The organism is Pseudomonas sp. 57B-090624 (assembly GCF_003234055.1).
Lineage (GTDB): Bacteria > Pseudomonadota > Gammaproteobacteria > Pseudomonadales > Pseudomonadaceae > Metapseudomonas > Metapseudomonas tohonis.
On sequence record NZ_QKRU01000016.1, the window covers coordinates 87,940 to 113,196 of the forward strand.

A 25,257-nucleotide genomic window follows, 5' to 3' on the forward strand; every position below is an offset into this window, starting at 1 on the left:
GCATGAGCGCCATCTTCCTTTCGGCCAGCGTGCCGCTTGTTGGCCGAGGCACTTATCATGAAACGGCTAATCCGTTCCTTATCCAATGTGCAGTACGAGAGTTGGCAATGGCTGTGATTCGTCGGCACAAGATTGTCTGGGGCGGCCATCCTGCCATTACGCCGATGATCTGGACAATCTGTGAAGACTTGGGTGTGGACTACTCCCAGTCAGTGATCTTGTATCAGAGTAGATTCTTTGAGGACCGCTATCCCGAAGAGAACAAGCACTTCCAGAATGTCGTTTATACCGAAGCGATTCCCAATGAGCGGGAAGCGAGCCTGTTGATGATGCGCGAGCAAATGCTGTCACGTGAAGACTTAGTTGCGGCAGTATTCATCGGGGGCATGGAGGGCGTAGAGGCGGAGCACGAACTGTTCAGACACTTTCACCCAGCCGCCAAGGTATTGCCTGTCCCTTCACCGGGGGGAGCGGCGTTGAATCTCTCCAAGGATCGAGGCTACTTCGCCGATGGAGATCTTGCCGACGTGGACTTCGCTCGGCTCTTTCACACTCACCTCACGATGGCCATCGATGATAAGGGACGCTAGCCATATCCGCGACAATGTGATCAGCTGGCTCGCAGCATCGATTGCAACTGGTTAAAGAAACCGCCAACGCCCGTTCAAAAAAGTGATTGATTCCGTAGTGGGTATCCATAGAGTTCCGAAATTTGCTCCTGAAACTGTGTTTGGCCACCGTAACTCGGATGCCTCACACAAATAACGGGCACCGTATCCGTGATGCGATGAGCTGCTGCGGCAGCGTCATTTCCTATGGCAACGATGCGGGATGGCTGCAATAGGTCAATAAGTTGCTGCAGCAATTCTTCGCCCGCACGTCTTTCACGAGCATTGTGCTGCCGGTTGGTAAACGGATCACCCGATTCGTGCGGATGAAGTGGGAAGACGTTCCAAAGGAAGATACGAGCATCAATGTGCTCCAGCATGTTCCATATGACTGCAGCAGTTCGCTCAGCCACTGCGCTTCCTACGGTAGGTCGTTCTGCAACTAAATCGAGGTCCCAACGCTTGGCATGATGGGTCATGTGAACGTCATCAGTCAGGGCCAGCCCCGTGCGGCGCCCCCCACGGTATCCAAGGTCTCGGCCAATCCATATTGCATCGACCGGTTCCTCCAGCGCGCAACGCAGCATGGCAGAAAGCGCCGCAGTTCGGCGCCGAGGTGCATCGCGACGGTCATGCACTTCGCAACGATCTGAATACGGGTTAAAACAGTTTTCAAACTGCAGCGAGGCCACCGCCTCGACAAAAGGGTGAGTCTTCATTTCTCAAGCTCCAGCGGCATATATTTGATTGTGCGCTGTTCACGGTCGCCAATGATCCAACCTCCCTGATTTTCTTTGAGCTGCCGAAAAACGGCATACCCGTCAAGGATAGCTTTCTCCCACAACTTCAGCGGACACTTTTCCACTTCATAGCCGCTAACAAATTCACCAATGGTTTTCAGAATTCCCAGAGAAATCTTCTCCTGCTTCTCGAAGAAATTCAATTCCTTTGCTCTAGAAAAAATCCAGGCAGTAAGGCCTTCTTCAACAACAATGGCTCGACCACTATCCTGCTCCTCATCGTACTTCGGCTTGCTTTTTCGTTTATGCTTGATCAATGCCCGAATCACGGGTGACCAATGTAGTACGGCCGCATATGAAAAATGGAAGACGTCGTGAAATCGATAACCATCGCGGTCAGCAATATTGTCAGTCAGAGGGTCTCCTATAAATACCCCATTCCATTGAAGATAGCTCTTTCCGCTTCCTCGTTGATTGACTCTAATTTTGAAATTTCTGGGCAGTTGTTCTTCATCCCCGAAATCGCTATCGAAATCAAGACCAATTAAATCAGCAGGTTGTGGCTCTAAAAAGGCCCCGCGAGCTTTCCGAAGATTGCCGCGCGCCACTTCTGAAAATATCAATTCGGCAGCACGAATGGCGTCCAAATAAGCTCGTGCAAAGGAAACTAGATCACTATGCGTAGGGGAACTACCCAACAATGCTGCGGCTGACTGACCTAAACGTACCAGCGTGGTATCCACCGAACCCGGTTCAGCAATTGGCATGGCAATGTAAGCCAACGCGCCCTCGGCCATGTCGCTGGCGGCTCCCACGTTCTTAAAATCCCCATGGTTCGCTGCCTCGGCAAAAACCTCTTCAAGGGGAATTTGCATACGCCTGCAGAGCGCTGCCAGATACCAGAGAGTGTCGCCAAACTCTTCTTCGGCCGCCTTCTTAAACCCAGGATAGGCGGATTTCTCCCGAATATGCTTTTTTGCCGTAGCCATAATTCCGCCTATTTCCCCATATAAACCTTGAAGAACTGGGGAAAAATCGGTCGGATTGAGCACATCGGTAGCTGCAATTTCTGCTGCATAATCCGAGAGCAGAAGAGATCCTTCTTTTTGCATGTCAAATTATCCGCGAAGAGTGAGCCATTCGAATGGGGGCCCTTGATAGCCGGCAACACCCAAACTACGTATCCATTTCTCTAGATTGGCAAGCAGTTGAGGATCATTAAAGCAAGTCAACCCTATGCCACTTTTGCACAGAGGTCTACCATTTCGGTCTTGCAGTTCTAGAGGGAACTTTGGCCCCGTCCCTCCGAAATAAACAAAGTCATTGCTGACCAAAACCCTGTTTACTCCAGTGTCGCGCTGTACGTGCTGAGGATTAAGTGTTCCGTCTTCCCGGGAGTGAAAAGAATCTCGTTGCTGCCAAGCTGCCTCAGGCCCATCTCTAAAGTAGATGTTGTCTCCACAACTTTGCTTCCGGCTTCCGTTGCGAAAAGGTTTTTTCGATTCAAACCTGGGATTCAGCGCATATTCGTCGAGTGTCATTACCTCGGTAACGCGCATGCCGTACACAAGATGTCCACCTCGACCCACGCCATGGGCATTGCTGCCGCTGCCGATGACCCAGTCACCAACTTCGGCACTGCGGCGAATACCTGGCTTACAGGTTACTAGCGTACAGTGACCATAAAACGGATTGGGTGCAAAACCACTGTCGTAGCGCACCACGTAGGAGTGAATGCGAGCCATCAGCAGGGGTGTCGCTTAAGGGGAACAGTGCTGCAGGAACCACCATCAGGCTTTTCCCATGTGTCTTTGCCATTAATCGCATCAATGATTGCATCGCCGTTCCAACCAACCAAGGCGTCAGCGTATTCCTTCAAGGCATCGGGAATATCACATTCTTTTTCACCATGTTCCCAAACGCCCACAATGCGTTTGCCCTGCTTTGCAGCATATTCAATCTCCCAGTTAACCCAATCGCTATCTTTTGTCTGGGGAGAAACGTAGCAAATGAAGACGCCAGCCCAGTTGATCGCAGGTGCCAGAATTTGGGTCTTTATGTAGTGCTCATCAGTGGCGTTGTTGAACTTCCCTGTATGAATCGAGGAGTCTCTGACATCCAGACCCTTCGGAGCCAGTAGATCTTTGAGCTTCTGGAGTCCATGATCGTCCTTATGGACATGGCTGATAAACACGTTTCTCGTCTCCGCCACCCGTTACCTCCATAGATGTTTTTACAACCGTTAAACATCGTAACTTCATTTGAGGCAGATGTCTGCGGGAAGTGCAGACCTATTTGTCTTGATCAAAGGATTGCCTGCAGCCCCTTGTTCGCGATGACATTGAGCAGTTTGAGGGCTGGCCCTGCAGGATGGGTGTCGCCTTGCTCCCACTTGCGTACCGTGGATGCCGTGGTGTGCAGGTGCAGTGCGAACACCGGCTGGCTGAACTTCAGTTCCTCGCGCAGCCGCTTGATGTCGGCCGCGCTGAACTCCCGTACTGGCGGCGGGCAGATGGCGTCGAACTCGCGCATCGTCACCTTGCCGATCGCGCCGGCATCGTGCAGCGCGGCCAGATCGCCGCGCAGGGATTCAATGAGCTTGCTCGTCACAACACACCTCCAATAGAACGCCTATCTGCAGCGCTTTCATCAAGTCCTCTGCCGATAGCTCCAGAAACACCTTTCCGGCGAACTGCAGCGCCTTCCTTTCGTCCTGCGTGATGTTCGCCTTATCGCTTTTTGGGAATCCATGCAGAAACACATAGCGGCTACCGATTCGCGCTGACAGCAGCGTTCGATAACCGCCGCTCTTGCCGCCACCAAGACGGGCCACCCGCTTTTTGTAGAGGAAGCCGCCCAGGTCAGCATCAATCAGGCCAGCCTCCATCTCGTGAACCGCCCGGCACAAGGCGGCATCGGGCAGCTTCTCGCCCGCCTGCCACCGTGCAAAGTCCTTGCGCTTGAGGACATTCATGTCAGGCAACCTCTAAAGTATGCCCGAAACGGGCATACTTTTCCAGTCCCGCAGCCGGCCAAGGAGGGGACCCTGAAATTGTCGTGACAGTGTCGCGACAATTCCGGCAGCAGAAGCCATGTGTTGGAACCTGCTCATGCTGCCACCTCTACCGGGCGCTGCGCCCCGGTGATCGCCTTGCGCCGGTTCGCCACCAGTTCGGCCGCCTCGCGTACCGGTTTGTCCTCGGTGTGGACGTAACGCATGAACATTGCCACGGTCTTGTGCGCCGTCAGCGCCATGCCGACCTTCACCGGAATCCCCGAGTTAGCGATGTCGGTGGCCGAACGGTGGCGGATGCCGTGCGTGCCCACGTGGGTCACGCCGGCGCGCTTGAGGATGCGCGTCCAGCCGCTGTAATACTCGCCCGTGGTCAGGTGCTGCCCCGGATGATTCGGGGACGGGAACACGTGCGGGCAACCGTCCTGGTGCGGCGCGGTGGAAAGCAGGCGGTAGGCTTCCTCGCTTAAGGGCTTGGACATGCCGCCGGTCTTGCTGTCGGGCCAGACCACGCGCCGGTTCTCCAAATCCACCCAATCCCATTGCAGGGTGACGATCTCGGAGCGGCGGCCCGCGAACTCGAATTGCAACCGGATGGCCAGCGGAAGGATCGCATGATCCAGCCCCAACCCATCGGTTTCCAGATAGTCGAGATACCGGAACAGCTTGCCCATCTCCTCGTCGCTGATGAGGTGCGTGGCCTTGCCGTTGGGGTACATCGGGACATGGCGGCACGGGTTGGTGCCGTCCGGCCGGTAGCCCCAGACTTCGGCCAGGTTGAACATCTTGCGCATCACGCTGAACGTGCGGTTCGCGTCCGCGGGCTTGTGCGCCATCTTCTTCATCGCCCCGGCCACGTCCGGGCGTTTCACGTCCTGCACCTTCATGCGGCCCAGCATCGGGATGATGTTACGGGTGATGCACTTTTGGTAGCCGGCCTGCGTGCTGGGCTTGTTGCGCTGCTTGGAGTGGTCCTCCATGAACTTCACACACAGTTCAGCGACGGTCGGGGCCTTGCGCGCGGCGGTCTTGGCCGCACCGGGGTCACCACCCCGACGGACCTCGGCCAGCCACTCCTGGGCAAGGGAACGGGCTTGTTCGACGGTGAGTTCCCCATAGAGGCCCAAGGCGGGCTTGCGGCGTTCGCCGGCGTTCGTCCGATACTGGAGCATGAACACCTTGCGGCCTGCTGGCGTAACCTTGCACAGGAAGCCGGGCACCAGCGTGTCCCGGAATTCGACGGCCTGCGCCTGAGGTTGTGCCGCATCGACTGCGGACTTGGTGAGCTTGATTTTTGCCACGATGACTCCTCGGAAAGACCCGGTTTCCAGGAGCCTCATAGGGGTCAGCAGAGGGGAAGCCGGGTCAGGTTTCGGAAAGCACCGGCATATGTTGAACTCGCCTAAGTTATTGATAAACCTGCTGTATCGGGCTTGGGCGTAGTCCAGCGAAATGCGGTGCTGGAGTCATGGTGAAATAAAAAAACCGGGCGCCAGGCCCGGTTCTTCGTGTCGCTCGCGCTTAGAAGGAAACGCGGTAGTGCAGGCTGTAGGCCTCTACCCCATCGTTCGGCTGCTTGATGCCGGCGTTGGAGTAGTGGATGGCGCGGATGCCGACTTCCTGGTTGCTGAAGCGCAGGCCGGCGCCGATGCGGTCTTCGAACTGGAAGGAGGAACCCAGCTCGTTGTTCTCCAGCTCGGTGTTGGCGAACAGGGCGACGCCGATACCGGCTTCGACATAGGGCTTCACGGTTTCGCCGGCGAACTCGTAGACGAATACCGGGGCGAAGGAAATGCTGTGGTTGCTGGAGGTCTCGTCACCGTCCCAGTAGGTGTAGCCGGCATCCCAGTAGCCGGTCAGGCGACCCACGTCGGTCTGGAACCAGCTGCTGGAGAAATCGAACTGGGTCGCGAGGCGATAGACCATGGTCGATTCGCCAGTCTGACCAACATCGAGAGAAACATCCGCTGCCTGCGCCGCAACACTCTGCCCCACGCAAATGGCCGCAATGGCGGCCATAGAGAACAGTTTCTTCATGGAAACTTCCTTATTCAGACTTAATCGACAGGTTCAAAACGTACGATTTGTAGCGATTATAGATACGTTTGGACTAAGAGAAAGATGGCTGCCAGCAAGTTCAAGGTTTTTTTAAAAGCCGAGATCCGACACGCAAACAGCCTTTTCACCCCAGAGTATCGGCAGCACATTCTGCAGTGCCGCAGGCTCGCCGCTGCTCCAGAAACGACAGCCCTGCACCGGTCCGCGCGCCAGCTGGCCACGAGCCTCGAGCAGCCGTTGCAGCTGCCGTGCCACGGCCGCGCCGGTGTCCACCAGGCGCACCGATTCGGGAACCATGCCGGCCAGCAACGGGCGCAGGAAGGGGTAGTGGGTACAGCCGAGGATCAGCGTGTCGCAGCCCTCGGCCAGCAGCGGCTGCACATAGCTCCAGAGCAGCGCGCGGGTCGCCTCGCCGTCCAGCTCACCCGCCTCGATGCGCTCCACCAGGCCCGGGCAGGGCTGGGTGACCACGCGCACGTCATTGGCGAAGCGATCGAGCAGGGCGGCGAACTTGGCGCTCTTGAGGGTGCCGGTGGTGGCCAGCACGCCGACCACGCCGGAACGGGTGGCGGCGGCAGCGGGCTTCACCGCCGGCTCCATGCCGACGATGGGCAGCTGTGGATAACGTTCCCGCAGGTCCGCGACCGCCGCCACGGTGGCGGTGTTGCACGCCAGCACCAGGGCCTTGGCGCCCTGCTCCAGCAAAAAGCGGGTGATCGCCAGGCTGCGCTCGCGGATGAACTCCTGGCTCTTCTCGCCGTAGGGGATATGGCCACTGTCGGCCACGTACATCAGGGATTCGCTCGGCAGCAACGCGCGGATCTCGCGCAGCACCGACAGGCCGCCGACGCCGGAGTCGAAGACGCCGACGGGAGCCTGGTCAGGCATGCGCGTTCCCGCAGACGCTGCAGCCCGGGTCGCGCTTGACCCGCAGCTCGCGGAAGCGGCCGCCGAGGGCGTCCACCAGCAGCAGGCGGCCGACCAGGGGCTCACCGAAACCGGCCAGCAGCTTGAGTGCTTCCAGGGCCTGCAGGCTGCCGACCAGCCCCACCAGCGGCCCGACCACACCGGCTTCGCTGCAGGTCAGCTCGGCTTCGCTGCCATGGCCGTAGAGGCAGTGGTAGCAGGGGCTGTCGTCGCGGCGCGGGTCGAACACCGACAGCTGGCCTTCGAGGCGGATCGCAGCGCCGGAAACCAGCGGCTTGCGCGCGGCCACGCAGGCGGCGTTGACCGCCTCGCGGGTGCCGAAGTTGTCGGTGCAGTCGAGCACCAGGTCCACGGCCGCGACGGCCTCGGCCAGGGAGTCGACGTCCAGCGCGGCACGGTGCGGCACCAGGCGCACCTGGGGGTTGAGCGCGGCGAGGCGGGCCATGGCCGAGTCGACCTTGAGCTGCCCGACGCCGTGGCTGTCGTGGATGATCTGGCGCTGCAGGTTGGTCAGGTCGACGCTGTCGAAATCCGCCAGGTGCAGTTCGCCGACGCCAGCGGCAGCCAGGTAGAGGGCGACGGGCGAACCGAGGCCGCCGACGCCCACTATCAGTACGCGAGCCGCCTTCAGGCGCAATTGGCCGTCGACGTCGATCTGCGGCAGGAGGATCTGCCGGCTGTAACGCAGGAGTTCTTCGTCGCTCAGCATGGCAACCGCCCCAGGCTGATGCGCTCGTGGCCGCCCAGGTCGCGACGGCTTTCAACCGCCTCGAAGCCCTGGCGGGCCAGCAGTTCGCGCACGGCGCCGGCCTGGTCGTAGCCATGCTCCAGCAGCAGCCAGCCACCGGCATTGAGGTGAGCGGGGGCCTCGCTGACGATCAGGCGGATGTCGTCCAGCCCGTCGGCGCCGGAAACCAGGGCACTGGAGGGTTCGAAGCGCACATCGCCCTCCTCCAGGTGCGGGTCGCGGGCGGCGATGTAGGGCGGGTTGCTGACGATGAGGTCGAAGCGCTCGACGCCCAGGCTGGAGAACCAGTGGCTCTCGCGGAACTCGACGTTGTCCAGCTTCAGCCGCACGCGGTTGCGTTCGGCCAGGGCCACGGCGTCATCGATGCGGTCGACGCCGATCAGGCGCCAGAGCGGGCGCTCGCAGGCCAGCGCCAGGACGATGGCGCCGCTGCCGGTGCCGAGGTCGAGCACGCGGGCGGGGGCCGCCGCTACCAGGGCCAGGGCGGTTTCCACCAGCAGCTCGGTGTCGGGACGGGGGATCAGGGTGTGCGGGGCGACTTCCAGGTCCAGGCTCCAGAAGCCCTGGTGACCGAGGATGTAGGCGACCGGCTCGCCGTTGCGGCGGCGCGCAAGGTAGCTCGCGTAGAGCTCGGCGGCCTCACCGCTGACCACGCGCTCGGGCCAGGTGTGGAGGAAGCTGCGCGGCTTGCCCAGGGCGGCGGCGAGCAGCAGTTCGGCATCCAGGCGGGCGCTTGGCGAGTCCGGCAGGCGGGCCTCGCTGAGCAGGCTGGCGATGATGGTCACGTCAGTCCCCCAGGGCGGCCAACTGGTCGGCCTGGTATTCGGCGAGCAGCGGCTCGATGACCGACTCGACACTGCCGGCGAGCACGTCGTCCAGCGCGTAGAGGGTCAGGTTGATGCGGTGATCGGTGACCCGGCCCTGCGGATAGTTGTAGGTGCGGATGCGCTCGGAACGATCCCCGGAGCCCACCAGCAGCTTGCGGGTCTCGGAGATTTCCTTGTGCGCGGCGGCTTCCTGCTGGTCGTTCAGCTTGGCCGCGAGCCAGGCCATGGCCTTGGCGCGGTTCTTGTGCTGGGAGCGCTCTTCCTGGCACTCGACCACGATCCCGCTGGGGATGTGGGTGATGCGCACGGCGGAGTCGGTCTTGTTCACGTGCTGGCCGCCGGCACCGGAGGAGCGGTAGGTGTCGATGCGCAGGTCCGCCGGGTTGATCTCGATGGCGGCCTGTTCGTCCGGCTCGGGGAGCACGGCGACGGTGCAGGCGGAGGTGTGGATGCGGCCCTGGGATTCGGTTTCCGGGACCCGCTGCACGCGGTGCGCGCCGGACTCGAACTTGAGCTTGGCGTAGACGTTGTCACCCTCGACGCGGGCGATCACCTCTTTATAGCCGCCGTGCTCGCCCTCGTTCTCGGAGAGGATCTCGACCCGCCAGCCCTGGCGCTCGGCGTAGCGCGAGTACATGCGGAACAGGTCGCCGGAGAAGATCGCCGCCTCGTCGCCGCCGGTGCCGGCGCGGATCTCGAGGAACACGTTGCGGCCGTCGTTGGGGTCCTTGGGCAGCAGCATGCGCTGCAGGCGGGCCTCCAGCTCGACCAGTTGCTCGCGGGCCTGGGCGACCTCTTCCTCGGCCATCTCGCGCAGGTCCGGGTCGCTGTCCTTGAGCAGCGCCTGGGCGCCCTCGAGGTCGGACTGCACCTTGCGGAACTCGCGGAAGGCGAGGATGACCGGCTCGACCTCGGCGTATTCCTTGGAATAGGCGCGGAACCTGGTCTGGTCGCTGATGACTTCGCCATCGCCGAGCAGGGCCGTGAGTTCCTCGAAACGGTCCTGGAGGATGTCGAGCTTGTTGAGCAATGACGCTTTCATTGGGCTTGCTTGTCCGTGCCCTCGTCGAGGGCGAAGAGTTCCTGGGCCACGGCGAGCGCGTCGAAGCGGCCGTCGGCGGAGAGTTTTTTCAGCTGCACGCTGGGCGCGTGCAGCAGCTTGTTGGTGAGGCCACGGGCGAGCTGGGCCATGACATCCTCGGCGGAGCTGCCGTTGGCCAGCATGCGCTGCGCCTTGGCCAGTTCCTCGTCGCGGGTCCGCTCGGCCTGCTGGCGGTAGGCGCGCAGCACGTCCACGGCGGCCAGCTCGCGCAGGCGCTGCATGAACTCCTGCACACCGCTGCCGACCAGCTCCTCGGCGGCCTGGGCGGCACCCTGGCGGCTCTTGAGGTTCTCGGCGACCACTTCGTGGAGGTCATCGACGGTATAGAGGTAGACGTCGTCCAGCTCGCCGACCTCGGGCTCGATGTCGCGGGGGACGGCGATGTCGACCATGAAGATCGGCTTGTGCTTGCGCTGCTTCAGCGCGCGCTCGACCGCCCCCTTGCCGAGGATCGGCAGCTGGCTGGCGGTGGAGCTGATGACGATGTCGCTGTTGACCAGCTCGTCCGGGATATCGGCCAGCAACACCGCGTGGGCACCGAACTGCTCGGCGAGCATGCTGGCGCGCTCCAGGGTGCGGTTGGCGACGACGATGCGCTTCACGCCCTGCTCATGCAGGTGGCGGGCGACCAGGGTGATGGTCTCGCCGGCGCCGATCAGCAGCGCCTGGCTGCGGTGCATGTCGGTGAAGATCTGCTTGGCCAGGCTGACCGCGGCGAACGCCACGGAGACCGGGTTCTCGCCGATCGCGGTATCGGTGCGCACGGTCTTGGCGGTGCTGAAGGTGGCCTGGAACAGGCGCCCCAGCAGCGGGCCGACGGTGCCGGCCTCACGCGCCACGGCGTAGGCGGATTTCATCTGGCCGAGGATCTGCGGCTCGCCGAGGACCATGGAATCGAGCCCCGAGGCGACGCGCATCATGTGGCGCACGGCAGAGTCGTCCTGGTGCACGTAGGCGCAGGCGCGCAGTTCTTCGAGGCTGAGGTTGTGGTAGCCGGCGAGCCAGGCGAGGACCTCGTCGGCGGAAACCTGATCCTGCTCCAGGTACAGCTCGCTGCGGTTGCAGGTGGAGAGGATCGCCGCCTCGCGACTGGGCGTGAGGCGACACAGCTGTTGCAGGGCCTCGACCAGTTGCTCGGGGGTAAAAGCCACGCGCTCACGCACATCCACGGACGCGGTTTTGTGGTTGATACCGAGGGCAAGAAAGGCCATGCAGGGTCGCTAACGAAATCAGGAGGCGCGCAATTGTCCTCCTTCGACAGATTGAGAACAACCACCGCTCGCTATTGTCACAATCACCATGAACCCGCCCGACAATGTATCGGCCCTTGCCCCATGGGCTTGCCCAGCCGCTTGTGTCATGATGCTCCGACCGCAGGTTAGTCGCCTTTTCCCCTATGAATAAATCCTTCGCGTTGCTGACCGCCCTCCTGCTCGTCGGCGGTTGCCAGACCCTGGCCCCTTCCTCCCCGGACGGTACCCCGCCGGTGGAAGACACCAGCCAGGCGCCCGAATCCAAGCCGGAAGTCTATGGCTCCTTCAGCCGCGACACCCTGTTCGCCCTGCTCTCGGCCGAAGTGGCCGGGCAGCGCAATCGCTTCGATATCGCCCTTGGCAACTATGTCCAGCAGGCCAATGCGACCCAGGACGCCGGCGTTGCCGAACGTGCCTTCCGCATCGCCGAGTACCTGGGCGCCGACCAGGCCGCGCTGGACACCGCGCTGATCTGGGCGAAAAACGCCCCGGACAACCTCGACGCCCAGCGCGCCGCCGCCGTACAGCTGGCCCGAGGCGGCCGCTACGACGAATCCATGACCTATATGGAGAAGGTGCTGCAGGGCCAGGGCGACACCCATTTCGACTTCCTCGCCCTCTCCGCCGCCGAGACCGACCCGGACACCCGCGCCGGCCTGCTACAGAGTTTCGACCGCCTGCTCGCCAAGTACCCGGACAACAGCCAGCTGGTGTTCGGCAAGGCCGTGCTGCTGCAACAGGACGGCCGCACCGAAGAAGCCCTCTCGCTGCTGGAGGACATCCCCTCCGACGACCAGCAGATCCCGCCGATCCTGCTGCGCGCGCGCCTGCTGCAGAGCCTCGATCGCACCGACGAAGCCCTGCCCCTGCTGCAAAGGGGCATCAAGCAGCACCCGGACGACAAGCGCCTGCGCCTGACCTATGCCCGCCTGCTGGTGGAAGAGAACCGCCTGGACGAGGCCAAGTCCGAGTTCGCCGGCCTGGTGCAACAGTTCCCCGATGACGACGACCTGCGCTTCTCCCTGGCGCTGGTGTGCATGGAGGGCGAGGCCTGGGACGAAGCCCAGGTCTACCTCGAAGAACTGGTCGACCGGGGCAGCCATGTGGATTCCGCCCACTTCAACCTCGGCCAGGTCTACGAGAAGCGTGGCGACAAGGAAAGTGCGCTGATCGAGTACGCACTGGTCGGTGCCGGCAACGACTACCTGCCGGCCCAGCTGCGCCAGACCGAGATCCTGCTGGACGCCAACCGCCCCGACGAGGCCGCCGCGCACCTGGACAAGGCTCGCGAGGCCCAGCCCGATTACGCCATCCAGCTGTACCTGATCGAGGCCGAGAGCTTCGCAGAGCGCCAGCAGCCGGATCGCTCCTGGAAAGTCATCCACCAGGGCCTGCAGCAGTTCCCCGACGACCTCAACCTCCTCTATACGCGCGCGATGCTCGCGGAGAAGCGCGGCGACCTGGCGCAACTGGAGCGCGACCTGCGCTTCATCCTCGAGCGTGAACCGGAAAATGCCATGGCGCTCAACGCCCTCGGCTACACCCTTGCTGATCGCACCACGCGCTACGAGGAAGCCCGCCAACTGGTCGAAAAGGCACACCAGCTCAAGCCGGACGACCCCGCCATCCTCGACAGCCTCGGCTGGATCAACTTCCGCCTGGGCAACATGGACGAGGCCGAGCGCCTGCTGCGCCAGGCCCTGAAGGAATTCCCCGATCACGAAGTGGCCGCCCACCTGGGCGAAGTGCTCTGGACCCGCGGCAAGCAGAGCGAAGCACGCGAAGTCTGGACCGAAGCCCTAAAGACCCAACCCGACAGCCCGATCCTGCGCGGCACCCTGCAGCGCCTGACCGGCTCCGAGACCCTCTGATCCATGCGTCTACGTTCACTGCTAGCCGCCGGCGCGCTGCTCCTGCTCACGGGCTGCGCCGGCCTCACCTCCCACGAGACCGTTGACGGCCAGGGCGACCCGGCCCAGTGGAAAGCCCACAAGGAACAGGTCGCTGCCCTCGACGGCTGGCAGATCGCCGGCAAGGTCGGCATCCGCGCACCGAAGGACTCCGGCAGCGGCACGCTGTTCTGGCTGCAGCGCCGCGACTACTACGACATCCGCCTTTCCGGCCCGCTGGGTCGTGGCGCCGCCCGCCTCACCGGGCACCCGGGCGCCATCACCCTCGAAGTGGCCAACCAGGGCCGCTACGAAGCCGAATCTCCCGAAGCCCTGCTGGAAGAACAGCTGGGTTGGCGCCTGCCGGTGTCCCACCTGCAATGGTGGGTGCGCGGCCTGCCTGCCCCGGATAGCCGCAGCCGGCTGACCCTGGACGGCAAGAGCCACCTGGCGAGCCTGGAGCAGGACGGCTGGCAGGTGCAGTACCTCAGCTACGTGGAGCAGAACGGCTTCACCCTGCCCGAGCGCATCAAGCTCAAGGGCGCCGATCTCGACGTCACCCTGGTGATCAAGGACTGGCAACCGCGCCAGCTCGGCCAGTAGGCACGCCATGCAGGACGCACAGCTGATCCTCCCGGCTCCGGCCAAGCTCAACCTCATGCTGCATATCCTCGGCCGCCGCGCCGATGGCTATCACGAGCTGCAGACCCTGTTCCAGTTCCTCGAACATGGCGACGAACTCGGCTTCGCCTTGCGCCAGGATGGGGAGATCCACCTGCGCACAGACGTGCCCGGCGTGCCCCATGAGAGCAACCTGATCGTCCGCGCCGCCAGGCGCCTGCAGCAGGAATCCGGCACTCGCCTGGGCGCCGACATATGGCTCGACAAACGCCTGCCCATGGGCGGCGGCATCGGCGGCGGCAGCTCGGATGCCGCCACCACCCTGCTCGGCCTCGACCACCTCTGGCAGACCCACCTGGGTGAGGATCGCCTCGCCGAACTGGGCCTGGCCCTGGGCGCCGATGTACCGGTATTCGTACGCGGCCGCGCCGCCTTCGCCGAGGGCGTCGGCGAGCGCCTGCAGCCGGTCACCCTGCCCGAACCCTGGTTCCTCGTCGCCGTACCGCAAGTCTTTGTCAGCACAGCAGAAGTTTTCACCGATCCCGAGTTGACACGGAATACGCCGCCCATTAATCTTCGCAGCCTTCTTGAGGGGGGCGGTCGTAATGACTGTCAGCCGGTGGTCGAGAAGCGTTACCCGGAAGTTCGTAACGCGCTGATCCTGTTGAATAATTTCACAGCAGCTAGACTGACCGGCACTGGAGCTTGTGTGTTTGGGAGCTTCCCAAACAAGGACGATGCTGATAAAGTCGCCCGCCAACTTCCAGCCACTCTGCCGAATTTCGTCGCGCGAGGAAGCAACGTCTCGATGTTGCACCGCAAGCTCGGAATCCTGGCTTGAAAGAAGTGTTGCAAGTCCTCCGGTTATACCGACACAGGGGCGTCGCCAAGCGGTAAGGCAGCAGGTTTTGATCCTGCCATGCGTTGGTTCGAATCCAGCCGCCCCTGCCATAACCCTCCAAGGGTTCGGTACGACAAGGTCTTGCAAAGAGAGTTGAAACAGATAGGGGCGTCGCCAAGCGGTAAGGCAGCAGGTTTTGATCCTGCCATGCGTTGGTTCGAATCCAGCCGCCCCTGCCATACACGAGAAAGCTGTTCAAAAAGCACCCGTGCATTTTGAACAGCTTTTTATTCATCAGGTCCACCCTCAGCCGGCAGGTACTGCGCGTGTCCAAGATGATGGTCTTCACGGGGAACGCCAACCCCGATCTGGCGCGTCGCGTCGTACGTCAACTGCACATCCCCCTCGGTGATGCCTCCGTAGGCAAGTTCTCCGACGGCGAGATCAGCGCTGAAATCAACGAAAACGTTCGCGGTAAGGACGTCTTCCTGATTCAGCCCACGTGCGCGCCCACCAACGACAACCTGATGGAACTGGTGGTGATGGCTGACGCCTTCCGCCGCTCCTCGGCGTCCCGTATCACTGCAGTGATCCCCTACTTCGGCTATGCCCGCCAGGACCGCCGCCCGCGCTCCGCTCGCGTGGCGATCAGCGCGAAAGTAGTGGCCGACATGCTCACCGTGGTCGGTGTCGACCGCGTGCTGACCGTCGACCTGCACGCCGACCAGATCCAGGGCTTCTTCGATATTCCGGTAGATAACATCTACGGCTCCCCCGTTCTGGTGGACGACATCGAAGACCAACGCTTCGACAACCTCATGATCGTCTCCCCGGACATCGGTGGCGTGGTGCGTGCTCGCGCCGTTGCCAAGTCCCTGGGTGTCGACCTGGCGATCATCGACAAGCGTCGTCCCAAGGCCAACCAGTCCGAAGTCATGCACATCATCGGTGATGTGGATGGCCGTACCTGCGTCCTGGTCGACGACATGGTCGATACCGCCGGCACCCTCGGCCACGCCGCCAAGGCCCTGAAGGACCACGGTGCCGCCAAGGTCTACGCCTACTGCACCCACCCGGTGCTGTCCGGCCGTGCCATCGAGAACATTGAAAACTCCGTGCTGGACGAGCTGGTGGTGACCAACACCATCCCCCTGTCCGCCGCGGCACAGGCCTGCTCGCGTATCCGCCAACTGGATATCGCACCGGTCGTGGCTGAAGCGGTCCGCCGCATCAGCAATGAGGAATCGATCAGCGCGATGTTCCGCTAAGCGGACATCCCTGACGAAAACGCCCCGCTCCGGCGGGGCTTTTTTGCCTAACCGCCCAAGATGCTGGTCGCAAGCACTCGGGGCGGTTTGGCTATTTTGGAGAAGTGTAATGACTGATTTTGCCCTGAATGCCGAGGCGCGTTCCGACCTGGGGAAAGGTGCGAGCCGCCGCCTGCGTCGTAATGCCAACCTGGTTCCCGCCGTGATCTACGGTGGCGAGAAAGCCCCGGAATCCGTAAGCCTGCTGGCCAAAGACCTGGCCAAGCTGCTGGAAAACGAAGCTGCCTTCAGCCACGTCCTGTCCCTGAACCTTTCCGGCAAGACCGAAACCGTTCTGATCAAGGCCCTGCAGCGTCACCCGGCCAAAGGCTTCGTACTGCACGCTGACTTCCAGCGCGTCGTCGCCGGCCAGAAACTGACCGCCCACGTGCCCCTGCACTTCCTGAACGAATCGACCGCCGTTGGCGTGAAGACCGGTGGTGGCGAGATTTCCCACACCATCTCCGAAGTCGAAGTCTCCTGCCTGCCGAAAGACCTGCCGGAGTTCATCGAAGTCGACCTGGCCAAAGTCGAACTGGGCCAGATCGTTCACCTGTCCGACCTCAAGCTGCCGAAAGGCGTTGAGCTGGTCGCACTGGCGCACGGCAACGACCTGGCTGTGGCCAACATCCACGCCTCCCGCGTTGTGAAAGACGAAGAAGAAGGCGCAGCCGAGTAATCACTACTCGCCAGCCTGAGGAAGGGCCCCTGTCGTGACTGCCGTACAACTGATCGTCGGCCTGGGTAATCCAGGCCCTGAATACGACCAGACCCGGCATAACGCAGGGGCCCTTTTCGTTGAGCGCGTGGCAGACAGCCAGCGCGTCAACCTGTCTCTCGACAAGAAGTATTTCGGCCTCGTTGGCAAGTTCAGCCACCAGGGTCGCGACGTTCGCCTGCTCATCCCCACCACCTACATGAACCGCAGCGGCCAGTCCGTGGCGGCGCTCGCCGGTTTCTTCCGCATCCCGGTCGACGCGATCCTGGTGGCCCACGACGAACTCGACATGCCTCCCGGCGTCGCCAAGCTCAAACAAGGTGGCGGGCACGGCGGGCACAACGGGCTGCGCGACATCATCGCCCAGCTCGGCAATCAGAACGGTTTCCACCGCCTCCGGCTCGGCATCGGCCACCCGGGGCACAGCAGCCTGGTCTCCGGCTTCGTCCTCGGCCGCGCCCCGCGCAGCGAACAGGAAAAGCTCGACTCCAGCATCGACTTCGCCCTCGGCGTGCTGCCGGAAATGCTCGCAGGTGACTGGACCCGCGCGATGCAGAAGCTGCACAGCCAGAAGGCCTGATCACACCTCTTTCATCGCCAATCGGCCCGAGGGACATAGCATGGGATTCAACTGCGGCATCGTCGGCCTGCCCAACGTCGGCAAGTCCACCCTGTTCAACGCCCTGACCAAATCCGGCATCGCGGCGGAAAACTTCCCCTTCTGCACCATCGAGCCGAACAGCGGCATCGTGCCGATGCCCGACCTGCGCCTCAACGCCCTGGCCGAGATCGTCAAGCCCGAGCGCGTGATCCCCACCACCATGGAATTCGTCGACATCGCCGGCCTGGTGGCCGGTGCCTCCAAGGGTGAAGGCCTGGGCAACAAGTTCCTCGCCAACATCCGCGAGACCGACGCCATTGCCCATGTCGTGCGCTGCTTCGAAGACGAGAACGTCATCCACGTCTCCAACAGCGTCGACCCCAAGCGCGACATCGAGATCATCGACCTCGAACTGATCTTCGCCGACCTCGACAGCTGCGAAAAACAACTGCAGAAGGTCGCGCGCAACGCCAAGGGCGGCGACAAGGACGCCCTGGCGCAGAAAGCCCTGCTGGAAAAACTCATCCCCCACTTCAGCGAAGGCAAGCCCGCGCGCTCCCTGCTGAAGAACCTGGGTGACGACGAGAAGCGCCTCGTCCGCGGCTTCCACCTGCTCACCAGCAAGCCGGTGATGTACATCGCCAACGTCGCCGAGGACGGCTTCGAGAACAACCCGCACCTCGACGTGGTCCGCGCCATCGCCGAAGAAGAAGGCGCCATCGTGGTACCGGTCTGCAACAAGATCGAAGCCGAGATCGCCGAGCTGGACGACGGCGAAGAGAAGGACATGTTCCTCGAAGCCCTCGGCCTCGAAGAGCCGGGTCTCAACCGCGTGATCCGCGCCGGTTACGACCTGCTCAACCTGCAGACCTACTTCACCGCCGGCGTGAAGGAAGTGCGCGCCTGGACCGTGCGCATCGGCGCTACCGCCCCGCAGGCCGCCGCCGTGATCCACACCGACTTCGAAAAAGGCTTCATCCGCGCCGAAGTGGTCGCCTATGACGACTTCATCCAGTTCAAGGGTGAAGCCGGCGCCAAGGAAGCCGGCAAATGGCGCCTGGAAGGCAAGGAATACATCGTCAAGGACGGCGACGTGATGCACTTCCGCTTCAACGTCTAAGCCCTCCCCGCTTCACCCGAAGCCCCCAGCGGACCTGCGCCGCCGGGGGCTTCGTGCTTCAGGCCGCATCCCCCCGCTGCTCGAACACCTCCCGCGCCACCGCCAGGCCATTCAGCGCGGCCGGAAAGCCCGCGTAGACGGCCATCTGCATGATGGTCTCGATGATCTCCGTGCGGCTGGCGCCGACGTTCAGCGCGCCGTGCACGTGGACCTTCAGTTGAGGGGCGGCGTTGCCCAGGGCAGTCAGTGCCGCCACCACGGCGATCTCCCGGCTCTTCAGGTCCAGCCCCGGGCGGGAATAGATGTCGCCGAAGGGGAACTCCACCAGGTAGCGCGCAAAGTCCGGGGCGATGCCCGCCAGGCTCTCCACCACCCGCTCACCGGCCTCGCCGTCGATCTCCTTCAGTTTCGCCAGCCCACGCTGGTAGCGGCTCTCGTCATTCATCTGCGTTGCCCTTCTCGGTTGATGGCTCCAGCGCCAGGGCCTGCTCGCACGCGCGGTAATGCTCGATCTTCTCGTGCAGCGCATCGGCGGCCTGGTGCATCGCCTCGATCTCGGCCAGGACCTCCGCAAGGTGGCCCTCCAGCATCTGGCGACGCGCCGGCACCGTTGGGTCCCCGGCGCTCCTCAGCGCTGCGAACGCCTGCATCTTGCCGATGGGCATGCGGGTCGTGCGCAAGCGCAGCAGGAACTCGATCCAGGCCATGTCCGAAGCCGCGTAACGCCGCTGCCCACCCGGCGCCCGGCCCACCGGGGCGATGAGCCCGATGCGCTCGTAATAACGCAGGGTGTGAGCGGTGAGCCCGGTGCGCCGGGCGACTTCGTCGATGCTGAGATGAGGTTCCATGGGGCGATCCTAGAAGTTCGAGCACGCTCTAAGTCAACCCTTTGCCGGTGCCACGTCAAGCGCTGCTCTTAACGCCTTCGAAAACGCAGGGGCAGGCCCTGGCAATCTTCGCCGAAATGGCCCTGGTGCCAGCCCAGTTGGCCGGACACCAGCGTGGTGCGCACCGCGTGGCGGAAGGCCCGGCCCTGGAACGGCGTCCAGCCGCATTGCGCGTGGATCGGGTCCGCCTCCACCGGCCGTGGCTCGGCCAGGCGCTCCACCAGCACCAGGTCCGCCCAGTAACCCTCGCGCAGGTAACCGCGCTGCTCAATGGAGAAACGCTCCGCGACCGCGTGGCTGGTCTTGTGCACCAGCAGCGTCAGCGGCAGCAGCCCGTCAGCCACCAGCTCCAGCAGCGCCGGCAGGCTGTGCTGCACCAGCGGCAAGCCGGCGGGCGCCTGGGCGTAGGGCCGGGCCTTCTCCTCCCGGGTATGGGGCGCGTGGTCGCTGCCGATCACATCCAGCCGCCCGTCCAGCAACGCCCGGCGCAGGGCATCGCGGTCGGAGGGCGCCTTGATCGCCGGGTTGCACTTCATCAGGTGGCCCAGGCGCGGGTAGTCGCGGTCATCGAACAGCAGGTGGTGCACGCACACCTCGGCGGTGATGCGCTTGCCCGGCAGCGGCCCGGGGGTGAACAGCTCCAGCTCCCGCGCGGTGGTGATGTGCAGCACATGCAGGTCGGTGCCGAAACGACGGGCCAGCGCCACCGCCCGGCTGGAGGAGCGGTAGCAGGCCTCCGCATCGCGGATCAGCGGGTGCGCCTCGGGCGGGATGGCCTCGCCGTAGTCGGCCGCCCATTGTGCCTCGCGCTCGCGGATGCGCGGCGTGTCTTCGCAATGGGCCAGCAGCAGCGTCGGGCAGTCGCGGAACAACCGCTCCAGGGAGGCCTCGTCGTCCACCAGCAGGTTGCCGGTGGAGGCGCCCATGAACACCTTCACCCCCGCCACCCGCTCCGGGTCGAGCCGGGCCACGGTGTCGAGGTTGTCCCGGCTCACGCCGAAGTGAAAGCCGTAGTTCACCGAGGAACAGGCCGCCGCCCGACGCTCCTTCGCCACCAGCGCCTCCAGGTCCAGGGTCGGCGGCTGGGTGTTGGGCATGTCCATCACGCTGGTCACGCCCCCGGCCAGCGCCGCGCGGGACTCACTGAGGAAGGTGCCCTTGTGGGGCGCGCCGGGGTCACGGAAATGCACCTGGTCATCGATCATCCCCGGTAGCAGGTACTGGCCCTTGGCGTCGATCACGCACATATCCGGGCGGGCGCTGATGCTGCGGTCGATGCGTTCGATACGGCCGTTGTGCACCAGCAGGTCGGCCTCCCATTCGCAGCCTTCATTGACCAGGCGGGCATTGCGGATCAGCAGGTTGTGCATGGCTAGAACTCGTTCTGCAGGGCCTTGTAGCCGCGCACCAGATCGATGTTGGTGCGCGCCACGTCTTCGGAGAATTCGGCGGCGGAGACGCTCACCCGGGGCAGGCTGTCCAGATCGGTCTTCGGCCCGATGCGCTGGGTCGAGGTCACGTGGAAGCCCGGAGGCAGGTCGCAGCCGTCCACCACCGCGTTGTGCCGCACCACGCAGCCGTCGCCCACGGTGCAGTTGAACAGCACGCTGTTGAAGCCGATGAACACCCGGTCCCCCACCTGGCAGGGGCCGTGGATGATCGAGCGGTGGGCGATGGAGGTGTGACTGCCGATGGTGACCGCCGCCCCGGACTTGGAGTGGATCACCACCCCGTCCTGGATGTTGGAGTTGGCGCCGATGATGATCGGCTGCATGTCACCGCTCGCGTCCACCTCATCCGCGCGGATCACCGCATAGGGCCCGATGAACACGTTGTCCTGCACGATCACCTTGCCGCAGAGGATCGCGGTCTTGTCCACATAGGCGGACTCGGCGATCACCGGCAAGTGGCCGGAAGGGTTCTTGCGGATCATGGACGGCCTCCCGCAGAAGGCGCCGGCATCGAGCTCACCACCCGCAACCCCGCGCCGGAGAGCTGGTTGTAGAAGCACGAACGGCGCCCGGTGTGGCAGGCCGGGCCGGCCTGGTCCACCTGCAGCAGCAGCGCATCGCCGTCGCAATCCAGGTGGGCACTGACCAGGTGCTGCACATGCCCGGAGGTGTCGCCCTTGCGCCACAGGCAGCGGCGCGAGCGCGACCAGTAGCACGCCCGCCCCTCCTCCAGCGTGGCCCGCAGGGACTCGGGGTTCATCCACGCCAGCATCAGCACCTCGCCGCTGTCGTACTGCTGCGCCACGGCGGGGATCAGCCCATCGACACCCCAGGGAATGGCCGCCATCACCGCCTCCAGATCCCGCCCGGTGCCGGCCGGGCTCCGCTCCAGTTGCAGCCAGACGCTCATGGCGCCAGCGCCTGCAGCAGCCGCTCCACGTTCTGCCGGTACATGCCGAGGTAGGTGCTGGCCGGGCCCTCGGCCGCCAGCGCATCGGAATACAACGTGCCGCCCACCCGCGCGCCGGCCTCCTCGGCGATCTGCTTCACCAGCCGCGCATCGCGGATGTTCTCCACGAAGATGGCGCGCACGCCCTCCGCCCGCAGCTGGCGGATCAACCCCGCCACCTCGGCGGCGGAAGGCTCGGCCGCATCGCTCACACCCTGGGCCGCGAGGAACTGCAGGCGCCACTCCTGGGCGAAGTAACCGAAGGCATCGTGGCTGGTCAGCACCCGGCGCCGCTCCGGCGGCAACGCCATCAGGCGCGGGGCGATGCTCTGGCGCAGCGCCCCCAGGCGGCCCAGCCAGGCATCCCGCCGCGCCTCGAAGGCTGCCGCGCGGGCCGGCACCAGCTGCACCAGCGCCTGGGTGATGTTGCGCGCGTAGATCTCCGCATTGCCCAGGCTCTGCCAGGCGTGGGGGTCCACCAGGCGCTGGTCGTCCTCCAGCACCGTCATCGGCACCACACCCTTGCTCGCGTCGATGCGCGTGCCGCGCGCCTCGCCGTTGGCCAGCAGGCGCTCCAGCCAGGGCTCGAAGCCCAGCCCGTTGGCGATCACCAGGTCCGCCTCCAGCACGGCACGCACCTGGGCCGGAGCGGGCTCGAAGACGTGGGCATCGGCATCCGCCCCCACCAGGTTGGTGAGCTGGATGTCGTCCCCGCCGATCTCGCGGGTGATGTCCGCCAGGATGCTGAAGGTGGTCACCACCCTCGCCTTCTCCGCAGCGGACAGTGAAACGGGCAGGCACAGCAACAGCACAACGCACAGGCGCATGAACATGCGGGGGCTCCTCAACAGGGCACGGGAAGGGGCGCGCGTCGCAGCAAGCCGTGGACCGGCCCGACGAACACCGAAATCAGGTAGGCCAGCCCCGCCAGCAACACGATGCAGGGGCCGCTGGGCAGGTTGGCGTGGAACGACAGCAACAGCCCCAGCCACACGCAGCTCGCGCCGATGCCCGCCGCCGTCAGCAGCAGCACCGGCAGGCGTCGGCTCCAGAAGCGCGCCGCAGCGGCCGGCAGCATCATCAGCCCCACCACCATCAGCGCACCGATGGCGTGGAAGCCGGTCACCAGGTTGAGCACCACCAGCGCCAGGAACAGCGCATAGGCCGGCGCCCCGAAGCGGCTCACCCCACGCAGGAACACCGGGTCGAAGCTGTCCCACAGCAGCGGGCGGTAGATCAGCGCCAACAGCGCCAGGCTCGTGCCGGCCACCGTCAGCATGCTGCGCAGCGTCTCGCCGTCCACCGCCAGGGCCGAGCCGAACAGCAGGTGCAGCAGGTCGATCCGGCGCCCGGCCAACCCCAGCAACAGCACCCCGCCCGCCAGGGAGATGGGGTAGATGGCCGCCAGGCTCGCATCCTCCCGCAGGCCGGTGCGGCGGGTGATCCACGCCGCCAGCCCGGCCATCCCCAGCCCCGCCACCAGGCCGCCGAAGGTCAGCGCCGGCAGGCTCAGGCCGAAGAACCAGAACGCCAGCGCCGCACCGGGCAACACCCCATGGGAAATGGCATCGCCGATCAGGCTCATACGCCGCAGCATCAGGAACACCCCGAGCGGCCCCGCGCTGCACGCCAGCGCCACCCCGCCCAGCAGCGCCCGCTGCAAAAAGGCGAACTCCGCAAAGGGTTGCCAGAGCGCCGCGAGCATCAGGCCACCTGCTGGCGGGTCGGCGCCGGCAGCAGCACCCGGCTGGCGCCATGACGGCAGCCGTCGGCGCGGATCAGCAGGCAGCGCGGCAAGCGCTCGCGCACCGCCTCCAGGTCATGGCAGACCACCAGTTGCGTGCGCCCCTCCCGCTGCCAGCGGGCGATGCGCTGCCAGAGAATCGCCTGGCCCTCCGCGTCCAGCGCCGCGTCGGGCTCGTCCAGCAACAGCAGCGGCGCGTCCATCAGCTCCAGCCGCGCCAGCAGGGCCCGCTGCAACTCCCCGCCGGAAAGCGCCAGCAGCGGCTGGTCGGCCAGCGCCTCCAGCTGCCAATCCGCCAGGGCCGCTTCGCAGCGCCTGCGCCGCTCCACCCGGCTCAAGCGGCTGCGCCACAACCCCGCCATCGCCAGCTCCCCCAGGCTCAGGGGGAACTGCCGGTCCAGTGCCTGTTGCTGCTGCAAAAAGCCCACCGCCCCCAGGCCCGCCGCCTCGACGCTCACCCGCCCGGCCAAGGGGCGCTGCAAACCGGCGATCACCCGCAGCAGGCTGCTCTTGCCGCACCCGTTGCGCCCCACCACCGCCGTGAGGCTGCCGGCCGGCAACGCCAGGGAAAGCGGCGGCGCCAACGGCCGCGCAGGCGGCCCCCATTGCAAGGCATCGAACTGAAGCATCGTCAGGTCCAGGGCGTGGGAGAAAGGGCTGTAGGAAAACGCAAATGTTATAAAGTAACAAATCGCGCTTCACAACCCATTTCCCCGCGCACGCCCCCTCCCCTTTTCCAACCCGAACGCCAACCGGCACCCACCGCTAAGCGGTTGATCGCCCTTCGAAAAATTCTGAAAAGTGGGGTTGACAGAGGCAGGAAGCGAGAGAATAATGCGCGCCACGTTGGCTACGTAGCTCAGCTGGTTAGAGCATAGCATTCATAATGCTGGGGTCCGGGGTTCAAGTCCCTGCGTAGCCACCATACAAAACAAAGGGTTAGCTTCGGCTAACCCTTTGTGCTTTCTGGGGTGTTCATTTCTTGACGCTCCATTGCCCGCCTCCCTGCATCACGCCCTCCCCCTGATTGATCTCACCGCAGCGGCCCTCATGCTGTGCCGCCCTTCCCTGGCTCCCCGCCATGGCACGCGCCTCCGTCAACAGCACCGCCTGTTGGATCCCGCGACCACAGGGCCCGAATCGTACGGATGGTGGAAAGGAAGACCTCGCTGGGAAAGCGCTCACGGCAATGACCATCGATGGTCATGAAGAACGCTTCCTCATACACGCCCGCCATGGGCAGGACCACGCCGACGATGTGCTTGCAGCACCAGATCGGCGCCTCGCTGTCGTCCCACACCAGCTCGACGAGCACCGTCTTGCCGATGTAGCCGATAGCCGCGTCCGCATCGAATTCCAAGGTGCCGCGCTTGCCAGTCGTAGCCGCTCCGGAGGGTGAATCCAGGTGCCGTCTCATTGCCTATCCCTGCCTCTGAAATGCCCATAAACTGTGACTCAATCACGCTCAAGAGTGACGTAATATTCGTCATCCGAGCCCCGCTATACATGACGAAATATTCGACACAACGGAATATTCGTCGATCCTATAGATGGTTTTTGAATATGGAAGATCGGCTCAGGGAGGTTGTAAGGCATATAGGCCCTTCAACCTTGGCGAAAAATACGACCATCAGTGATCGACGCCGGTGGCAAACCGTGGCGACTGACTTCAGAACGAAAACCCGGGTCGAAGACCTGGCAGCGCTGCTGGCCATCTACCCCGAGTACGAGCTCTACATCATCCACGGTGAGACCGACCTGGCCCGGGGGCAGATCAGCCCGGGCGTTACCGAAGCAGATGTGAGGTTGGCGGGGGACGGAGCGGGGAGTAGGTAAGGGTGGGAGTGGTGTGG

The 25,257-nt window shown here is 63.8% G+C and carries 30 protein-coding genes and 3 tRNA genes; 11 read left to right on the plus strand and 22 right to left on the minus strand.

Features of this window, described 5'->3' with window-relative positions; genetic code table 11:
• The first annotated feature begins 2 nt into the window (after positions 1-2).
• Complete coding sequence (locus tag DMX10_RS10380) at positions 3-590, plus strand: hypothetical protein (RefSeq protein WP_019043436.1); 588 nt, start codon at positions 3-5, stop codon at positions 588-590.
• A gap of 74 nt (positions 591-664) precedes the next feature.
• On the opposite strand, the gene DMX10_RS10385 is transcribed toward DMX10_RS10380, so the two are convergent.
• From DMX10_RS10385 to hemA, 13 genes are all read right to left on the minus strand, one after another.
• Positions 665-1,327 carry a uracil-DNA glycosylase gene (locus DMX10_RS10385; RefSeq protein ID WP_060446450.1) on the minus strand — a complete coding sequence of 221 codons (663 nt, stop codon included), beginning with the start codon at positions 1,325-1,327 and terminating at the stop codon, positions 665-667.
• Entirely contained in the window at positions 1,324-2,460 is a 1,137-nt protein-coding gene (locus DMX10_RS10390) for a nucleoside triphosphate pyrophosphohydrolase family protein (protein WP_029158621.1), read from the minus strand. The genes DMX10_RS10385 and DMX10_RS10390 overlap by 4 nt, the downstream gene beginning before the upstream one ends.
• Positions 2,461-2,466: 6 nt before the next feature.
• Positions 2,467-3,093, minus strand: coding sequence for a hypothetical protein (locus DMX10_RS10395; protein ID WP_080375559.1), 627 nt, complete (start codon positions 3,091-3,093; stop codon positions 2,467-2,469).
• Complete coding sequence (locus DMX10_RS10400) at positions 3,093-3,542, minus strand: TIR domain-containing protein (protein ID WP_236509469.1); 450 nt, start codon at positions 3,540-3,542, stop codon at positions 3,093-3,095. The genes DMX10_RS10395 and DMX10_RS10400 overlap by 1 nt, the downstream gene beginning before the upstream one ends.
• 110 nt (positions 3,543-3,652) lie before the next feature.
• Positions 3,653-3,958, minus strand: coding sequence for a DNA-binding transcriptional regulator (locus DMX10_RS10405; protein ID WP_019043431.1), 306 nt, complete (start codon positions 3,956-3,958; stop codon positions 3,653-3,655).
• On the minus strand, positions 3,939-4,322 hold the full coding sequence (locus DMX10_RS10410; RefSeq protein ID WP_019043430.1) for a type II toxin-antitoxin system RelE/ParE family toxin: 384 nt from the start codon (positions 4,320-4,322) through the stop codon (positions 3,939-3,941). Before DMX10_RS10410 ends, DMX10_RS10405 begins: the two co-directional genes overlap by 20 nt.
• Positions 4,323-4,456: 134 nt before the next feature.
• Positions 4,457-5,662, minus strand: a complete 1,206-nt coding sequence (locus DMX10_RS10415; RefSeq protein WP_024570156.1) for a site-specific integrase — start codon at positions 5,660-5,662, stop codon at positions 4,457-4,459.
• Positions 5,663-5,882: 220 nt separating this feature from the next.
• Positions 5,883-6,398: an acyloxyacyl hydrolase gene (locus tag DMX10_RS10420; RefSeq protein ID WP_111260983.1), complete on the minus strand. Its 516-nt coding sequence runs from the start codon at positions 6,396-6,398 to the stop codon at positions 5,883-5,885.
• A gap of 111 nt (positions 6,399-6,509) precedes the next feature.
• Positions 6,510-7,307, minus strand: coding sequence for a glutamate racemase (gene murI, locus DMX10_RS10425; RefSeq protein WP_111260984.1), 798 nt, complete (start codon positions 7,305-7,307; stop codon positions 6,510-6,512).
• Positions 7,300-8,055: a molybdopterin-synthase adenylyltransferase MoeB gene (locus DMX10_RS10430; protein WP_111260985.1), complete on the minus strand. Its 756-nt coding sequence runs from the start codon at positions 8,053-8,055 to the stop codon at positions 7,300-7,302. Before DMX10_RS10430 ends, murI begins: the two co-directional genes overlap by 8 nt.
• Positions 8,049-8,879 (minus strand): peptide chain release factor N(5)-glutamine methyltransferase, encoded by an 831-nt coding sequence (gene prmC, locus DMX10_RS10435; RefSeq protein WP_111260986.1) that lies wholly within the window; start codon positions 8,877-8,879, stop codon positions 8,049-8,051. Before prmC ends, DMX10_RS10430 begins: the two co-directional genes overlap by 7 nt.
• A 1-nt stretch (position 8,880) precedes the next feature.
• A complete protein-coding gene (gene prfA, locus DMX10_RS10440; RefSeq protein WP_111260987.1) occupies positions 8,881-9,963 on the minus strand; it encodes a peptide chain release factor 1 in 1,083 nt (360 codons plus the stop codon).
• Positions 9,960-11,234, minus strand: coding sequence for a glutamyl-tRNA reductase (hemA, locus tag DMX10_RS10445; protein WP_111260988.1), 1,275 nt, complete (start codon positions 11,232-11,234; stop codon positions 9,960-9,962). The genes prfA and hemA overlap by 4 nt, the downstream gene beginning before the upstream one ends.
• A gap of 185 nt (positions 11,235-11,419) precedes the next feature.
• Between hemA and DMX10_RS10450 the strand changes: the two genes are divergently transcribed.
• The 9 genes from DMX10_RS10450 (at position 11,420) to ychF (ending at position 18,373) form a co-directional block, all read left to right on the plus strand.
• Positions 11,420-13,147, plus strand: coding sequence for a tetratricopeptide repeat protein (locus tag DMX10_RS10450; RefSeq protein ID WP_111260989.1), 1,728 nt, complete (start codon positions 11,420-11,422; stop codon positions 13,145-13,147).
• Positions 13,148-13,150: 3 nt separating this feature from the next.
• Positions 13,151-13,768: a lipoprotein insertase outer membrane protein LolB gene (gene lolB, locus DMX10_RS10455; protein ID WP_111260990.1), complete on the plus strand. Its 618-nt coding sequence runs from the start codon at positions 13,151-13,153 to the stop codon at positions 13,766-13,768.
• A 7-nt stretch (positions 13,769-13,775) separates the two neighbouring features.
• Positions 13,776-14,627: a 4-(cytidine 5'-diphospho)-2-C-methyl-D-erythritol kinase gene (gene ispE / locus DMX10_RS10460; protein WP_111260991.1), complete on the plus strand. Its 852-nt coding sequence runs from the start codon at positions 13,776-13,778 to the stop codon at positions 14,625-14,627.
• Between the two features lie 35 nt (positions 14,628-14,662).
• Positions 14,663-14,737, plus strand: a tRNA-Gln gene (locus tag DMX10_RS10465).
• A gap of 54 nt (positions 14,738-14,791) precedes the next feature.
• Positions 14,792-14,866 (plus strand) — tRNA-Gln (locus DMX10_RS10470).
• Positions 14,867-14,953: 87 nt separating this feature from the next.
• On the plus strand, positions 14,954-15,895 hold the full coding sequence (locus DMX10_RS10475) for a ribose-phosphate pyrophosphokinase (RefSeq protein ID WP_021220434.1): 942 nt from the start codon (positions 14,954-14,956) through the stop codon (positions 15,893-15,895).
• Positions 15,896-16,004: 109 nt separating this feature from the next.
• Positions 16,005-16,613, plus strand: coding sequence for a 50S ribosomal protein L25/general stress protein Ctc (locus tag DMX10_RS10480; protein WP_111260992.1), 609 nt, complete (start codon positions 16,005-16,007; stop codon positions 16,611-16,613).
• 34 nt (positions 16,614-16,647) lie between these two features.
• Positions 16,648-17,232 carry an aminoacyl-tRNA hydrolase gene (pth, locus tag DMX10_RS10485; protein ID WP_111260993.1) on the plus strand — a complete coding sequence of 195 codons (585 nt, stop codon included), beginning with the start codon at positions 16,648-16,650 and terminating at the stop codon, positions 17,230-17,232.
• Between the two features lie 40 nt (positions 17,233-17,272).
• On the plus strand, positions 17,273-18,373 hold the full coding sequence (gene ychF / locus DMX10_RS10490; RefSeq protein WP_111260994.1) for a redox-regulated ATPase YchF: 1,101 nt from the start codon (positions 17,273-17,275) through the stop codon (positions 18,371-18,373).
• A gap of 58 nt (positions 18,374-18,431) precedes the next feature.
• On the opposite strand, the gene DMX10_RS10495 is transcribed toward ychF, so the two are convergent.
• From DMX10_RS10495 to DMX10_RS10530, 8 genes are all read right to left on the minus strand, one after another.
• Positions 18,432-18,818 (minus strand): carboxymuconolactone decarboxylase family protein, encoded by a 387-nt coding sequence (locus DMX10_RS10495; RefSeq protein ID WP_111260995.1) that lies wholly within the window; start codon positions 18,816-18,818, stop codon positions 18,432-18,434.
• On the minus strand, positions 18,811-19,221 hold the full coding sequence (locus DMX10_RS10500) for a MerR family transcriptional regulator (protein WP_111260996.1): 411 nt from the start codon (positions 19,219-19,221) through the stop codon (positions 18,811-18,813). The genes DMX10_RS10495 and DMX10_RS10500 overlap by 8 nt, the downstream gene beginning before the upstream one ends.
• A 68-nt stretch (positions 19,222-19,289) precedes the next feature.
• Positions 19,290-20,630 carry a dihydroorotase gene (locus DMX10_RS10505; protein ID WP_111260997.1) on the minus strand — a complete coding sequence of 447 codons (1,341 nt, stop codon included), beginning with the start codon at positions 20,628-20,630 and terminating at the stop codon, positions 19,290-19,292.
• Between the two features lie 2 nt (positions 20,631-20,632).
• Positions 20,633-21,193, minus strand: a complete 561-nt coding sequence (locus DMX10_RS10510; protein WP_111260998.1) for a carbonate dehydratase — start codon at positions 21,191-21,193, stop codon at positions 20,633-20,635.
• The gene (gene hisI, locus DMX10_RS10515; RefSeq protein WP_111260999.1) at positions 21,190-21,621 is read right to left on the minus strand and encodes a phosphoribosyl-AMP cyclohydrolase; all 432 of its coding nucleotides are present in this window, start codon (positions 21,619-21,621) and stop codon (positions 21,190-21,192) included. Before hisI ends, DMX10_RS10510 begins: the two co-directional genes overlap by 4 nt.
• Positions 21,618-22,487 carry a metal ABC transporter solute-binding protein, Zn/Mn family gene (locus tag DMX10_RS10520; RefSeq protein ID WP_111261006.1) on the minus strand — a complete coding sequence of 290 codons (870 nt, stop codon included), beginning with the start codon at positions 22,485-22,487 and terminating at the stop codon, positions 21,618-21,620. The genes hisI and DMX10_RS10520 overlap by 4 nt, the downstream gene beginning before the upstream one ends.
• 17 nt (positions 22,488-22,504) lie before the next feature.
• The gene (locus DMX10_RS10525) at positions 22,505-23,365 is read right to left on the minus strand and encodes a metal ABC transporter permease (protein WP_043245644.1); all 861 of its coding nucleotides are present in this window, start codon (positions 23,363-23,365) and stop codon (positions 22,505-22,507) included.
• Complete coding sequence (locus DMX10_RS10530; protein WP_111261000.1) at positions 23,365-24,033, minus strand: metal ABC transporter ATP-binding protein; 669 nt, start codon at positions 24,031-24,033, stop codon at positions 23,365-23,367. The genes DMX10_RS10525 and DMX10_RS10530 overlap by 1 nt, the downstream gene beginning before the upstream one ends.
• A 219-nt stretch (positions 24,034-24,252) precedes the next feature.
• Here DMX10_RS10530 and DMX10_RS10535 point away from each other — a divergent pair.
• Positions 24,253-24,329, plus strand: a tRNA-Met gene (locus DMX10_RS10535).
• 123 nt (positions 24,330-24,452) lie between these two features.
• Here the strand turns inward: DMX10_RS10535 and DMX10_RS10540 are convergent.
• Entirely contained in the window at positions 24,453-24,764 is a 312-nt protein-coding gene (locus tag DMX10_RS10540) for a hypothetical protein (protein WP_146602997.1), read from the minus strand.
• Positions 24,765-25,257 lie beyond the last annotated feature (493 nt).